General features: G+C 58.7%; 10 protein-coding genes. 7 read left to right on the forward strand and 3 right to left on the reverse strand.

What is annotated here, in order from left to right:
* Positions 1-2 precede the first annotated feature (2 nt).
* Positions 3-2,660 carry a phosphotransferase RcsD gene (gene rcsD / locus ABLV04_RS00625; protein WP_023290483.1) on the reverse strand — a complete coding sequence of 886 codons (2,658 nt, stop codon included), beginning with the start codon at positions 2,658-2,660 and terminating at the stop codon, positions 3-5.
* Between the two features lie 773 nt (positions 2,661-3,433).
* On the opposite strand from rcsD, the gene ompK36 reads away from it, so the two are divergent.
* The 6 genes from ompK36 (at position 3,434) to mgtE (ending at position 10,776) form a co-directional block, all read left to right on the forward strand.
* Positions 3,434-4,525: a porin OmpK36 gene (gene ompK36, locus ABLV04_RS00630; protein WP_101866217.1), complete on the forward strand. Its 1,092-nt coding sequence runs from the start codon at positions 3,434-3,436 to the stop codon at positions 4,523-4,525.
* A 103-nt stretch (positions 4,526-4,628) separates the two neighbouring features.
* Complete coding sequence (gene apbE, locus ABLV04_RS00635; protein ID WP_180265806.1) at positions 4,629-5,681, forward strand: FAD:protein FMN transferase ApbE; 1,053 nt, start codon at positions 4,629-4,631, stop codon at positions 5,679-5,681.
* A gap of 73 nt (positions 5,682-5,754) precedes the next feature.
* Positions 5,755-6,819 (forward strand): bifunctional DNA-binding transcriptional regulator/O6-methylguanine-DNA methyltransferase Ada, encoded by a 1,065-nt coding sequence (ada, locus tag ABLV04_RS00640; protein ID WP_023290480.1) that lies wholly within the window; start codon positions 5,755-5,757, stop codon positions 6,817-6,819.
* Positions 6,819-7,472 carry a DNA oxidative demethylase AlkB gene (alkB, locus tag ABLV04_RS00645; RefSeq protein WP_180265805.1) on the forward strand — a complete coding sequence of 218 codons (654 nt, stop codon included), beginning with the start codon at positions 6,819-6,821 and terminating at the stop codon, positions 7,470-7,472. Before ada ends, alkB begins: the two co-directional genes overlap by 1 nt.
* Positions 7,473-7,546: 74 nt before the next feature.
* The gene (locus ABLV04_RS00650; RefSeq protein ID WP_180265804.1) at positions 7,547-9,190 is read left to right on the forward strand and encodes a multidrug ABC transporter permease/ATP-binding protein; all 1,644 of its coding nucleotides are present in this window, start codon (positions 7,547-7,549) and stop codon (positions 9,188-9,190) included.
* 149 nt (positions 9,191-9,339) lie between these two features.
* Positions 9,340-10,776 (forward strand): magnesium transporter, encoded by a 1,437-nt coding sequence (gene mgtE, locus ABLV04_RS00655; protein ID WP_023290477.1) that lies wholly within the window; start codon positions 9,340-9,342, stop codon positions 10,774-10,776.
* Here mgtE and ABLV04_RS00660 read toward each other — a convergent pair.
* Positions 10,739-11,977 (reverse strand): SulP family inorganic anion transporter, encoded by a 1,239-nt coding sequence (locus ABLV04_RS00660; protein ID WP_023290476.1) that lies wholly within the window; start codon positions 11,975-11,977, stop codon positions 10,739-10,741. The genes mgtE and ABLV04_RS00660 overlap by 38 nt on opposite strands.
* A 281-nt stretch (positions 11,978-12,258) precedes the next feature.
* On the opposite strand from ABLV04_RS00660, the gene mqo reads away from it, so the two are divergent.
* Positions 12,259-13,893: a malate dehydrogenase (quinone) gene (gene mqo / locus ABLV04_RS00665; RefSeq protein WP_023290475.1), complete on the forward strand. Its 1,635-nt coding sequence runs from the start codon at positions 12,259-12,261 to the stop codon at positions 13,891-13,893.
* Positions 13,894-13,948: 55 nt separating this feature from the next.
* Here mqo and eco read toward each other — a convergent pair whose 3' ends face one another.
* Entirely contained in the window at positions 13,949-14,440 is a 492-nt protein-coding gene (eco, locus tag ABLV04_RS00670; protein WP_023290474.1) for a serine protease inhibitor ecotin, read from the reverse strand.
* Positions 14,441-14,456 lie beyond the last annotated feature (16 nt).

The following is a 14,456-nucleotide window of genomic DNA, read 5'->3' on the forward strand; positions in this document are numbered from 1 at the left end:
TTCTACAGCAAGCTCTTGACGTAAGCGTCAATGTCGCTGATATATTTTTCTATGCCTTGCGCATCCTTTTCGCGAATCAGATGCTCAAGCGTTTCACATAACTGTTTGCCGGGTATCAGATTAAGCATAGCAAATGCCCCTTTGAGGCGGTGGGCGGTTTGTGCCAGAGCAGCAAAATCGCCCGCTTCGATTTCAGTATACAATCTCTGAACATCATCCGGTACCGTATCGGCAAACAGTGCGTAATAGCCGCTGGCATGGAGTTCGGCGTTACTCTCGTTTCCTGAGGTGGCGGGCTGAACCGCCTCCTCCGCCAGCTGCTGCTCAATAAGCTGCAGGATAGCCTCCTGCATCGCCGTGCTAATATTAAAGTTGACCCGCAGTTGGCCCGGGCCGATTTTGCGTATCCCAACCTCATCATCGCTTAAAAGCAAGCCCGAAGCAGTAAGATTAGACGGATTATCCGTTAAATACAGATCGAACGCTTGACTTGTCGCCCGATCGTCCGGCGTGATGCAGGACGCCCCCCAGCTCTCCAGCTGGCGGGTGACAATCCGCCGCACTTCGCTGGAGGTCACATCCAGCAGGACGATAACGTCATCCAGCAGATGTTCTCCCGCCTCTGGCGCCTCTTCGCTGGCCGGCATTTTCAGATGCAGGCTATAGCGAGTCCCCAGCGACTCTCGCGCTTTGATGGTCAACTGCCCGCCCAGCTTGCGCGTCATGCGGTCACACAACCAGAAGGTGAGGGCGTTCGCTTTGCCGTACAGATCGCTCTGGGTCTCATTGAGATACGGGAAGTGCATATTGTCGATCTCGTTAGCCGAGACCCCGTTGCCGGTATCGAGAATGCGGAAGGTCAGGCGATCGCTGGCCGACTCTTCCTGGCAGACGTCGAGGGTGATCTTGCCGATCGGCGTGGTGGTGACGGAATACTGGATCAGCAGCACCAGCGTGCGCCGCAGCGCTTCACGGTCGCCATAGCGTTGCTCGCCGGCAGGCAGCGCGTTATTGATAAGCAACTGCAGCCCCTTGCGCTTCATCGCCGGCAGCACCTCCGGTACGACGTCGTCGATCAGCTCCTGCACCGAGAACAGCGACTGGCTGGTTTTCCAGGCATCGCTTTCCAGCAGGTTAGCCAGCTGAATGTCATCGATCAGTGTGACCAGCTCATCGGCATGCTGCGCCAGCGTCCGGTTCTCCGCGCCGTCGAGCGCCGCTGCCTCGGCCGCCAGGTTCAGGGCGGGCTGCTTCAGGGCGCTGCCGATATGCTGCATAAAGGCCGCCCGGCCCTGCTGGTTTTTCTCATACAAGCGCTGGGCCTGTTTGAGCTTTTTATTGACCAGCACTTCGCGGTCCTGGTCTCGGATAATCAGGATCTGCGTGCGCGGCGCTACCTGGCTGCGATACTGGCGGATCTCATACTGTTCGTTGTTGACGGTGGCCTGGATCACCCCCTGATGCTGGTCCGCCATGTTGGTGATGTTCTGCAGGTTCAGGTGTGGAAGCAGATGGTCGGCAATCGGGTTGCTGATCACCGTTCGGTTGGCTTCCTGATCGTGGACGAGCAGCCCCAGCGGCAGCAAAGACACAATTTCTTCATTAATGGCGCGCAGTAAACGCAGTTCGCTATTGGCGGCGGAGGGGAGCCCGGCGCCCGAGGCACTGCTGCGTCCTTTATAATGCCGAAAGGTGGTGAAACCGAACAGGGCCAGCGCCAGCAGGCCAATGTTAAGCAGCAGCGGCAGAAGAATGTTTTGCAGGGACTCCAGCAGCATGGTGCTCATCGGGACCGTCCACAGCACCTGCATACCGGTGGTGCTGATGTCGGTGGCGATGTCAATCTGCATGCCGTTGAAGGTGATCCCGATATGATCGCTAGCCTCTTTCTCGGGGCTGGCGGCAACATTTTGCGAGGGATCAGGCTCGATACGGAAGCTGTCCAGCGCCATGCCCGGCGGGATCAGATCGTTAATCGGCAGGTCGAAGGCGACCACTGTCGCCAGGTGTCCTGGCTGATTGAAGGTGGTACGTAACGTAAAGTAGTGCGCGTTCTGCCAGGCAAGATGGCGCAGCGGCGAGAAGGTCTCGCGCTCATCAAGGGTATTGGCCTGCAGCAGCATTTCCGCGCGCCGGGATTCCACCACGCTGCTGATGGTTGACTCTTTAAAGCTTGAGGAGAGGTCCTTCAACGGCAGGGTGGAGATGAGAATCAGGCTATTATCCAGACCATTGAGATAGTACATCGACCACGGAATGGTCTCCGCGCCCCACAAAATATCGAGATAATCGGACATTTTCTGCGTCATCTCGAGGGTCGAGCTGTCGTGGGAGCCAAAGATCAGGGCTTCGGTTTTACGTCGGGGCTTCTCCAGATAGTACACGTCCTGCTTTAAACGCGTCTCCTGCAGGCCGCCGCTGGCGGTGTTGGAAGAGGTGGCGGCGATATTGTCGTAGATTTGCCAGGTGGCATAGCGCCAGGTATCAATGCGCTGGTGCAGGGCATGAGAGACATCAACCACCTGATAGCTCTTCTCTTTCAGCCAGGCATTGACGGCGCTTTGAATCATCACCCCCATCGTCGCCAGCAGGACAATAACCATCAAAATGAAGAAGCGGCTGATGTTGCCGGGGATCAGAGAGAATTTTTTCGGGGTCATCTTGTGGCTGAACGACTCATCATTGTTTGTAAACAGGATGTAGCGCCAGAGTAACTGGCAACAAAACAGATGCTGCAGGCAGTATAAAGGCTAATGGCGTAAATCCATACTACAGATTGGCGCCAGCGGCGCGATACCGCCCAGGAATTATCTTAGAAACGAAGCGTAAATGAAACCGCGTCCGCAAGGCTGACAGCTGACGATATTGACAGAAACAAAAGCGAAGAATCGCACGAAATAACAAGACATTGGCAGAATAAGCACGAAAGGCGGCCTAATTGATTGATTAATAGTCGTTAGGGAATCATTGGCTGTAGCACAGATAAATTAAAGTTGTGTAAAGAAGGGTAAAAAAAACCGGATGCGAGGCATCCGGTTGAAATTAGGGGTAAACAGACATTCAGAACTGAATGACGGTAATAAATAAAGTTAATGATGATAGCGACTCTTATTTTAGTCACCAATGTTCATTTTGTTTTACCATTCAGTGCTATAGGCTTGGTTTTGTATATCATATTGATTTTCAATGGCTAAATAATTTTTTTGATTATTAGTGCGTATTTCCCTGGCCATTTTGGGGTGAAAAAAAGTTCCGCTGCATTTACAAATTGAAACATCTTGTGGGAACTTTGAAACATCTTAGAAGTTTTAGTATCATATTCTTGTTGGATTATTCTGCATTTTGCAGCACAATGAAATAGCCGACTGATTAGAAGGGTAATCAGTAAGCAGTGGCATAATAAAAGGCATATAACAAACAGAGGGTTAATAACATGAAAGTTAAAGTACTGTCCCTCCTGGTACCGGCTCTGCTGGTAGCAGGCGCAGCAAATGCGGCTGAAATTTATAACAAAGACGGCAACAAATTAGACCTGTACGGTAAAATTGACGGTCTGCACTACTTCTCTGACGACAAGAGCGTCGACGGCGACCAGACCTACATGCGTGTAGGCGTGAAAGGCGAAACTCAGATCAACGACCAGCTGACCGGTTACGGCCAGTGGGAATACAACGTTCAGGCGAACAACACTGAAAGCTCCAGCGATCAGGCCTGGACCCGTCTGGCATTCGCCGGTCTGAAATTTGGCGACGCGGGCTCTTTCGACTACGGTCGTAACTACGGCGTAGTATACGACGTAACGTCCTGGACCGACGTTCTGCCGGAATTCGGCGGCGACACCTACGGTTCTGACAACTTCCTGCAGTCCCGTGCTAACGGCGTTGCAACCTACCGTAACTCTGACTTCTTCGGTCTGGTTGACGGCCTGAACTTTGCTCTGCAGTACCAGGGTAAAAACGGCAGCGTCAGCGGCGAAGGCGCGACCAACAACGGTCGTGGCGCTCAGAAACAGAACGGTGACGGCTTCGGTACCTCTGTAACTTATGACATCTTTGATGGCATCAGCGCTGGTTTCGCGTACTCTCACTCTAAACGTACCGACGATCAGAACAACCTGGTTCTGGGTCGTGGCGACAACGCTGAAACCTACACCGGCGGTCTGAAATACGACGCGAACAACGTTTACCTGGCCACTCAGTACACCCAGACCTACAACGCGACCCGCGCTGGTTCTCTGGGCTTTGCTAACAAAGCGCAGAACTTCGAAGTGGTTGCTCAGTACCAGTTCGACTTCGGTCTGCGTCCGTCCGTCGCTTACCTGCAGTCTAAAGGTAAGGATCTGGAAGGCTACGGCGACCAGGACATCCTGAAATATGTTGACGTTGGCGCGACCTACTACTTCAACAAAAACATGTCCACCTATGTTGACTACAAAATCAACCTGCTGGACGACAACAGCTTCACCCGCAAAGCCGGTGTTTCTACCGACGACGTGGTTGCCCTGGGCCTGGTTTACCAGTTCTAAGTTGCAAGCTGTATAACAAAAAGGCGCCTCTGGCGCCTTTTTTTATGTCTGGTTTAACCTCGCTGGTATACTCTTGTCGCCCTGGTAAGAGGAGCCTCGATTAATGGATATGACTTTCTTTCGCGCCGCGCTGTTGGGCGCCTGCGTACTGTTCTCTGGCTGCGATTCAGCCACCACTCCCGCGACACCCGCCTCAACGGCCACCGTACTGGATGGTAAAACGATGGGCACCTTCTGGCGGGTCAGCGTTATCGGCGTGGATGAGGCAAAGGCCCAGGCGCTGCGCGCCAAGGTTCGGGCCCAGCTGGACGCCGACGATCGCCTGCTGTCGACCTGGAAAAACGACTCGGCGCTGATGCGTTTCAACCACGCGGCGGATACCCGGCCCTGGCCGGTGAGCGAAGCGATGGCGGACATCGTGACCCTGTCGCTGCGGATTGGCGCCAAAACGGACGGCGCGATGGACATCACCGTGGGGCCGCTGGTCAATCTGTGGGGCTTTGGCCCGGATAAACAGCCGGTCGCCACCCCGGATGCGCAGGCGATCGCCGCGGCGAAAGCTCGCACCGGCCTGCAGCATCTGCAGGTTATCAATCAGAGCGGCAGGCAGTTCCTGCAAAAAGATATTCCCGATCTGTTTGTCGACCTCTCCACTGTGGGGGAAGGCTATGCCGCCGACCACCTTGCGCGCTTGATGGAGCAGGAGGGGATCTCCCGCTATCTGGTGTCGGTGGGCGGGGCGCTGGTCAGCCGCGGGATGAATGGCGAAGGCAAGCCCTGGCGGGTGGCGATCCAGAAACCGACCGACCGGGAAAACGCCGTTCAGGCGATTGTCGACATCAATGGCCACGGCATCAGCACCTCCGGCAGCTATCGTAACTACTATGAACTCGACGGGAAACGTATCTCTCACGTCATCGACCCGCAGACCGGGCAGCCGATAACCCATAAGCTGGTCTCTGTGACCGTTATTGCGCCAACGGCGCTGGAGGCGGACGGCTGGGATACCGGGCTGATGGTGCTGGGGCCGGAAAAAGCGCAGCAGGTGGTGCGCGAGCAAGGGCTGGCGGTCTACATGATCGTCAAAGAGGGGGAGGGCTTTAAAACCTGGATGTCGCCGCAGTTCCGTACCTTCCTCGTCGGCGAAAAAAATTAAAAAGCAAGATTGCGGGTTTTTTGCGGCGGGCTTTACCGCAGACTGAGGATACACTTACAGCAGGAGACCCGTGATGAAACCGATAGTTGCCGATACCGATGACCGCCGCTGGCAGGCTGTCTGCGAGCGTGATACCCGGGCCGATGGTCAGTTCGTCTTTGCGGTACTGACCACCGGCATCTGCTGCCGTCCCTCCTGCCGCTCGCGGCGCGCGCGGCGGGAAAACGTGCGCTTTTTTGCTGACGTCGCTGCTGCCGTGGCGGCGGGATTCCGCCCCTGCAAACGCTGCCAGCCGGATAAAGACTGCCCGCAGCAGCAAAGGATCGATAAAGTGGCGCAGGCCTGTCGCTTGCTGGAGCAGGAGGCGCCCCTGACCCTTGAGGCGCTGGCGCGCGAGCTGGCGGTTAGCCCGTTTCATTTCCACCGTTTATTCAAATCCGTGACCGGTATGACCCCCAAAGCCTGGCAGCAGGCGTGGCGCGCGCGACGCCTGCGCGAGGCGCTGGAGCAGGGGAAACCGGTGACCCGCGCCGCGCTGGCGGCCGGCTTCCCCGACAGCAGCAGCTATTATCGCCAGGCCGATGCCGCCTTAGGGATGACCGCCAGCCAGTTTCGCCGAGGCGGCGCCGCCGCCGTGGTGACCTGGACGACGGGCGACTGCGCGCTGGGCCGCTGCCTGGTGGCGCAAAGCGAACGCGGCGTCTGCGCCGTGCTGCCGGGTGATAACGATGCTGCATTGCTCGACGATCTGCGCCAGCGCTTTCCCCGCGCCGAGCTGCGCCAGGGCGACCCTGAGTTTCGTCGTCAGATGGCGGAGATTTTCGCCCACCTCGACGACAGCCGGCGGCCGGTGTCGCTGCCGCTGGATCTGCAGGGCACCGCGTTCCAGCTGCAGGTCTGGCAGGCGCTGCGGCAGATCCCGGCGGGTGAGACCCGCAGCTACCGCCAGGTGGCGGAGCATATTGGCCAGCCGCGGGCGGTAAGAGCCGTGGCCGGCGCCTGCGCGGCGAATTCGCTGGCGGTGATCGTTCCCTGCCATCGGGTGGTGCGTGAGAATGGCGCGCTGTCCGGTTATCGCTGGGGAACCGCGCGAAAAGCGCAGCTGCTGGCGCGCGAGGCGCAACGAGAGGAGGAGTAATGCTCGATCTGTTTAGCGATACCCCACCGTGGCAGGAGCCGCTGGCCCCCGGCGCGGTGGTCCTTCGGCGCTTTGCCCGTGATCGCGCTCCGGGGCTGCTGCAGGCGATTGCCGACGTCGCCCGTCAGTCGCCGTTTCGCCGGATGGTCACGCCGGGCGGGTACACCATGTCGGTGGCGATGACCAACTGCGGCCGGCTGGGCTGGACCACCGATCGCCACGGCTACCTCTACGCCCCGGTCGACCCGGTAACTCATCACACCTGGCCGCCGATGCCGGCCGTATTCCGTGAACTGGCGCTGGCGGCAGCCGCGGCCGGCGGCTACCCGGGCTTTTCCCCCGACGCCTGTCTGATTAACCGCTACCAGCCCGGCGCAAAGCTGTCGTTGCATCAGGATAAAGATGAACAGGATCTGCGGGCGCCGATCGTCTCGGTCTCGCTGGGGGTGCCGGCCATCTTTCAGTTTGGCGGGTTGCAGCGCAGCGACCCGCTGCAGCGGCTGCTGCTGGAGCATGGCGATGTGGTGGTCTGGGGCGGGGAGTCGCGCCTGTTTTATCATGGCGTTCAGCCGCTGAAAGCGGGCCATCATCCCGAGACCGGAGACTGTCGATATAACCTCACCTTTCGGCAGGCGGGCCGTCCCGGCGATTAAAATAAGAATTATTCTTGATGTCACCGGCGAGCCGTTTAAACTGCTGGCTGTTTTGCTTTTCCGGATAGCCTGTTATGGAACTTCTTTCTCTCGTCTGGCGCCAGTATCGCTGGCCGTTTCTGGGCGTTATTGCCCTCAGCCTGCTCAGCGCCGCGCTGGGTATCGGCTTAATCGCCTTTATTAACCTGCGCCTGATCGCCACTGTCGATACCTCGCTGCGGGTGCTGCCGGAATTTCTTGGCCTGCTGGGGCTGTTGATGGCGGTGACCCTGGGCTCGCAGCTGGCGTTGACCACCCTCGGCCATCATTTTGTTTATCGCCTGCGCGGCGAGTTTGTGAAACGCATCCTCGATACCCAGATTGAACAGGTGGAGAAGATCGGCAGCGCGTCGCTGCTTGCCGGGCTGACCAGCGATATCCGCAATATTACCATCGCCTTTGTACGCCTCCCTGAGCTGGTGCAGGGGATCATTCTCACCTTCGGCTCCGCCGCTTATCTGGCCTGGCTGTCAGGAAAAATGATGCTGGTGACGGCCCTGTGGATGGCGCTCACCATTTGGGGCGGTTTTGTGCTGGTGTCGCGGGTCTACAGACATATGGCCAGCCTGCGCGAAACGGAAGATAAGCTCTATCACGACTACCAGACGGTGCTGGAAGGGCGCAAAGAGCTAACCCTCAACCGCGAGCGCGCGGAGTATGTGTTTAATCAGCTCTACCTCCCGGACGCCCGTGAGTACCGGCACCACATCGTTCGCGCCGATACCTTCCATCTCAGCGCGGTCAACTGGTCGAATATTATGATGCTTGGCGCCATCGGGCTGGTGTTCTGGATGGCCAACAGCCTCGGCTGGGCCGATACCGCCGTGGCGGCGACCTACTCCCTGACGCTGCTGTTTTTGCGCACGCCGCTGCTCTCCGCCGTCGGCGCGCTGCCCACGCTGCTGAGCGCCCAGGTGGCGTTCAACAAGCTGCGCCAGTTCTCCCTCGCCCCTTACCGGGCCGATTTCCCCCGGCCGCAGCCGCAGGCTGACTGGCAGACGCTGGAGCTGCGCGATGTCACTTTCCATTATCCGGACCATCGCTTTGCGGTAGGGCCGCTTAATCTGACGCTAAAACGCGGCGAACTGGTGTTTCTGATCGGCGGCAACGGCAGCGGCAAGTCAACCCTGGCGATGCTCCTGACCGGCCTGTATCAGCCGGTTTCCGGTCAGATTCTGGTGGACGGCCAGCCGCTGGCGGCGGATAAACCGGAGGCGTACCGCAAACTGTTCTCCGCCGTGTTTACCGACGTCTGGCTGTTCGACCGTCTGCTCGGGCCGCAGGGCGAGGAGGCCGATCCGGCGCTGGTGGCAACGTGGCTGGAGCGTCTGCAAATGGCCCACAAGCTGCAGCTGGAAAACGGTAAGATCGGCGACCTGCGGCTGTCGAAAGGGCAGAAGAAGCGTGTGGCGCTCCTGCTGGCGCTGGCCGAGTCCCGGGATATCATTCTGCTGGATGAATGGGCGGCGGATCAGGATCCGCATTTCCGCCGCGAGTTCTATCAGGTCCTGCTGCCGTTGATGAAGCAGATGGGGAAAACCGTGTTCGCCATCAGCCATGACGATCACTACTTCCAGCACGCCGATCGCCTGCTGGAGATGCGTGACGGGCAGCTGTCAGAGCTCACCGGCGAAGAGCGGGCGCAGGCCTCCCGCGATGCGGTGGCCCGCACGGCCTGATTCACGCTGCGCGCCCGGGGAAAGCCCGGGCGCCGCTGAAATTTTCAGCGTCTACATTGCTGACGGTTATTATTTCCCCCTCCTCGCGCTATGCTTAAGGCTTCCGGCCCGCAGGCCGGCTCACTATTCTCAAAAGGATTGCCCGACCGATGTCCGTTTTGCATAAAAAAAGCGCCCGCTTGCGTGACGAAGAGCGCGCCCGTCTGATTTGGCTGTTGAGCACCGATAAAGCGGTGACCTCTGCGCTGCTGGGCAAACTGACGCTGGCAGAACGTTACGATGAAGGTACGCTCGCCGATGACCTGGCCGAAGTGGAAATCCTGGTCTCGCATCTGCCGCCGCCGGATCTCGCCGATGCGCTGGAAGCGCTCCCCTATGACGCCCGCACCGCGCTGTGGTGCCAGGTGCCCGACGATAAACGCGGCGAAGTGCTGCTGGAAGCCTCAGAAAACGTCTGGGGCGACCTCATCGATAAGATGAGCGACCACGAGCTGCTGCAGGCGATGCAGCCGCTGGATATCGATGAACAGGTTTACCTGCTGCAGCATCTGCCGCGCAACCTGACCGGACGGTTGCTGGCGACCCTGCCGGCCGAGAAGCGCGCCCGTATTCGCCAGATCATGCGCTACGCCGACAACAGCGTCGGGTCGATCATGGAGTTTGAGGTCATTACGGTGCGGCCGGAGGCCACCCTGGCGGCGGTTCAGCGCTATTTGCGGCGTCTCGGTAAAATGCCGGAGAACACCGACAAACTGTTTGTCACCACCCGCAATAAGCTGCTGCTCGGCGAGCTGGAGCTGCAGACCATTCTGCTCAACGATGCGCAGAAGCGGGTGGGGGAGGTGATGGAGGGCGATCCGGTCACCTTTCAGCCGCACGAAGAGGCGGAGAAGGTGGCGCGCACCTTCGAACGTGATGACTTGCTCAGCGCCGCCGTTATCGATGCCGATGGTAAGCTGATCGGCCGTCTGACTATCGATGAGATCGTCGATGTGGTCTATGAAGAGACCGACAACGATCTGCGGCGGATGGGCGGTCTGAGCGATGAAGAAGATGTCTTCGCCCCGGTCAGCAAGGCGGTAAAAACGCGCTGGGCGTGGCTGGCGGTCAACCTGTGTACGGCGTTTATCGCTTCCAGGGTCATCGACGGCTTCGAACACACCATTTCTCAGCTGGTGGCGCTGGCCTCGCTGATGCCGATCGTCGCCGGGATCGGCGGCAATACCGGCAACCAGACGATCACCATGATCGTCCGGGCGATGGCGCTGCAGCAGATCCAGCCCGGCAGCTTTACCTTCCTGATCCTGCGTGAAATGGGCGTTGCGCTGATTAATGGCCTGGTGTGGGGCGGGATCATGGGGGGCATCACCTGGTGGCTGTATGACGATCCGCAGCTTGGCGGAGTGATGACGCTGGCCATGATGCTCAACCTGCTGATGGCGGCGATGATGGGCGTCATCATCCCGATGGTCATGGTGAAGCTGGGGCGCGACCCGGCGGTCGGCTCCAGCGTGATGATCACCGCTATCACCGACACCGGCGGCTTCTTTATTTTTCTGGGGCTGGCGACGCTGTTTCTGATGTAGCCTGCGCTTTTGCCCGCAGGCGGCGGGGGATGATCGCCATCGCGACGATCCCCGCCAGCACGCCAATCGCCAGATTGCTGGTTCCCACCGTCGCGGCGACGGTCACCAGCATCACCAGCGTTTCCGGCCACGGATTGCGCGCCAGCTCGCCCGGGCGAATGCTGTGCCAGCTAAAGGTCTTCACCGCCACGATCACCATCACCCCGGCCAGGACCGCCATCGGGATCTTCGCCATCACCTGGCTGAGCGCTGTCACCAGCAGGAGCAGCACCAGACCGGCGATCGCCGTAGAGAGACGGCTGCGGGCTTTGCCCATTTCCACGTTAACGATGGTCTGGCCGATCATCGCGCAGCCCGCGATACCGCCATAACAGCCGGCGAGGATGTTGGCGATACCCAGCCCGGCGCTCTCCCGCGATTTATTCGACGGCGTATGGGTCAGGTCATCCACCAGCTTAGCCGTCAGCAAAGACTCCATCAGGCCGACAAAGGCGATGCTGAGGGCGCACGGCCAGATAATCTGCAGCGTGGCAAGATTGAGGGGAACGGTCAGGGCGGTGAATCCCGGCAGGCCGCCGCTCATCGAGCCTTCATCGCCGACGGTCGGCAGCAGCTGGCCGGTGGTGACGGTATAGAGAGTGAGCGCGACGATGGCGATCAGCGGCGCCGGGATAGCCTTAATAAAGCGCGGCGCCCACAGGACGATAAGCAGCGTGAGGACAAACAGGCCGACGATGAGCGGCTGACGGCTCCAGAAGTGCGGCACCTGGGCAAAGAAAATCAGGATCCCGAGGGCGTTGACGAACCCGGTCATCACCGCCGGGGGGATAAAGCGCATCAGGCGCGCCATGCCGCACAGACCAAACAAAATTTGAATAATACCCGCCAGAATGACGGCTGGCAGAATGTAACCCACGCCGTGCTGATGCACCATCGGGCCAATGACCAGCGCTACTGAGCCCGCGGCGGCGGTGACCATCGCCGGGCGTCCGCCGAGTAGCGACATCGCCAGACAGAGCACCACGGAAGCAATCAGGCTCACCTGCGGGTCAACGCCGGCGATGACAGAAAACGAAATCACTTCCGGGATTAACGCCAGGGCGGTGAGCACGCCGGCCAAGGCTTCGCGCGTCAGCAGCGACGGAGAACGGAGGATGGTGCGCAGGTTGCCGGAAGCGGCGGAGTCAGAAACTGGAGGCATAAAAAAAGTTCGCAGCTTATAAAAAAAGGAGGAGCGGTGTCAGACCCTGCTTCCGTGCGGTCTGTCACAAAACCAGGGATGATAGCGCGGAATCTACCAGCGCACCAGTACAAAAAGTGATTTGCTGTATACATTTATTAAACATTTTTATAACGGATCTCAAAACAGAACTTAAAATTTAAACAATATTTAAATTTTTGAGCTTCGGTGGTAACGTGAGGGGTGAGAATCGTATCACCTGCGCTAAATAAAAACAGCGAGTAAAGTAAGGCTCAAATCCGATGAATAAAAAGATGGCCGTACCACGCTCACAGGCGGTTGGTCCCAACAGCACTCGGACCAACACCCGCCATGAGCAAGAGACGGATGTATTGTTGATTGGCGGCGGCATTATGAGCGCCACACTGGGAACCTGGCTGCAGGAGCTTGAGCCAGACTGGTCTATTACCATGGTTGAGCAGATGTCCAGCGTGGCGGAAGAGAGCTCAAACGGGTGGAACAATGCGGGGACCGGCCACGCGGCGCTGATGGAGCTGAACTACACGCCGCAGACCGCCAACGGCATCAATATCGACAAAGCGGTCGACATCAACGAAGCCTTCCACATCTCGCGTCAGTTCTGGGCGCATCAGGTGACGCGCGGCGTCCTGAACAAACCAAAATCATTCATTAACAGCGTGCCGCACATGAGCTTTGTGTGGGGCGAAGATAACGTCAACTTCCTGCGCGCGCGCTATGCGGCGCTGCAGCAGAGCGAACTGTTCCGCGGCATTCGTTACTCTGAAGACCATCAGCAGATCAAAGCCTGGGCGCCGCTGGTGATGGAAGGTCGCGACCCGCTGCAAAAAGTGGCCGCCACCCGTACGGAAGTGGGAACCGACGTCAACTATGGCGAAATCACCCGCCAGCTGATCGCCAGCCTGCAAAAGCATGATAATTTCTCCCTCCAGTTGGGCACCGTGGTGCGTCGCTTCAAGCGCAACGCCGACAAGAGCTGGACGGTCACCCTCGCGGATGCCGACAACCGTCGTCAGAAGCGGGTTATTAAAGCCAAATTTATCTTTATCGGCGCCGGCGGCGCGGCGCTGACCCTGCTGCAGGAAACCGGCATTCCGCAGGCCAAAGAGTATGCGGGCTTCCCGGTCGGCGGCCAGTTCCTGGTCTGCGAAAATCCGGAGGTGGTAAACCACCATCTGGCGAAGGTATACGGCCAGGCCGAAGTGGGCGCGCCACCGATGTCGGTGCCGCACATCGATACCCGTATTATCGACGGTAAACGCGTGGTGCTGTTCGGGCCGTTCGCGACCTTCTCGACCCGCTTCCTGAAGAACGGTTCGCTGTGGGATCTGCTGGCCTCGACCAATACCTCGAATATCCTGCCGATGCTCAACGTCGGCCTGGACAACTTCGATCTGGTGAAATATCTGATTAGCCAGGTGATGCAGAAAGATAAAGATCGTCTGGCCGCGCTGTGCGAATACTATCCGGAAGCGCGGAAAGAGGACTGGCGGTTGTGGCAGGCCGGTCAGCGCGTGCAGATCATCAAGCGCGATGCGAAGAAGGGCGGGGTACTCCGCCTGGGCACCGAAGTGGTCAGCGATGACGAAGGCACCGTCGCGGCGCTGCTCGGCGCATCGCCAGGCGCCTCCACCGCGGCGCCTATCATGCTGCAGCTGATGGAAAAAGTGTTTAAGGACAAAGTTAATTCGCCGGAATGGCAGGCCAGGCTGAAGGCGATCATCCCGACCTACGGTATTCGCCTTGATGGTAACCCGGCGGAGATTGAGAAAGCGCTGGCGTGGACCAGTGAAGTGCTTGAGCTGAAATATGAGCCAGCCGCGGCGATGGATAAAGCCCCGCAGGCGGAGCTGAAGCCGCTGAGCGGCGGCAAGCCGATAGCGGATATCGCGCTCTGACAAAAACGGCAGCCTGCGGGCTGCCGTTTTTTTATTGCCGTTTTAATGGCGCGCCTTAGCGGACCTCGGCGTTACCGATAGTCTCCTCCGCGCGCCAGATGCGATATTTCACATCGACATTGGTCGGCGTGTAGACGACGATCGGCAGCTTGCTGTTGTAGCGCAGCATGGCGTCATCGCCGAGGCCGGCAGTCACAAATTTCTTCGTTTTCTTGCCGTCCGGGCAGGCCATCATGGTGGATACCGGGCCGCTCAGCTTATCAAAAACATAGTAGTCATAACCCCAGCCTTCCAGGGTTTTGCTTTCCAGCTCCCCGCCAAGACGATGGTGGTTGCAGTCAACTTCCAGCGTCTGGCCGATCATCAGCTCAACCTTCAGCGCCGATTCATCCTGCTGCTGCGGCAGCTGAATAACCTGACGCTTCATGCCTTTTTCCGCTTTCGGGAACGGCGCGACTTTTTCCAGCGGCTGGTCTGCGGCCAGGGCGCCGGCGGACATGCAGGCGGCGGTCAGCAGAGAAACGGCTAGCGTAGTGATTTTTTTCACGGTTGATCATCCTTTA

Source organism: Klebsiella sp. JN_Kp127, assembly GCF_040062505.1.
Classification (GTDB): Bacteria; Pseudomonadota; Gammaproteobacteria; order Enterobacterales; family Enterobacteriaceae; genus Klebsiella; species Klebsiella quasipneumoniae.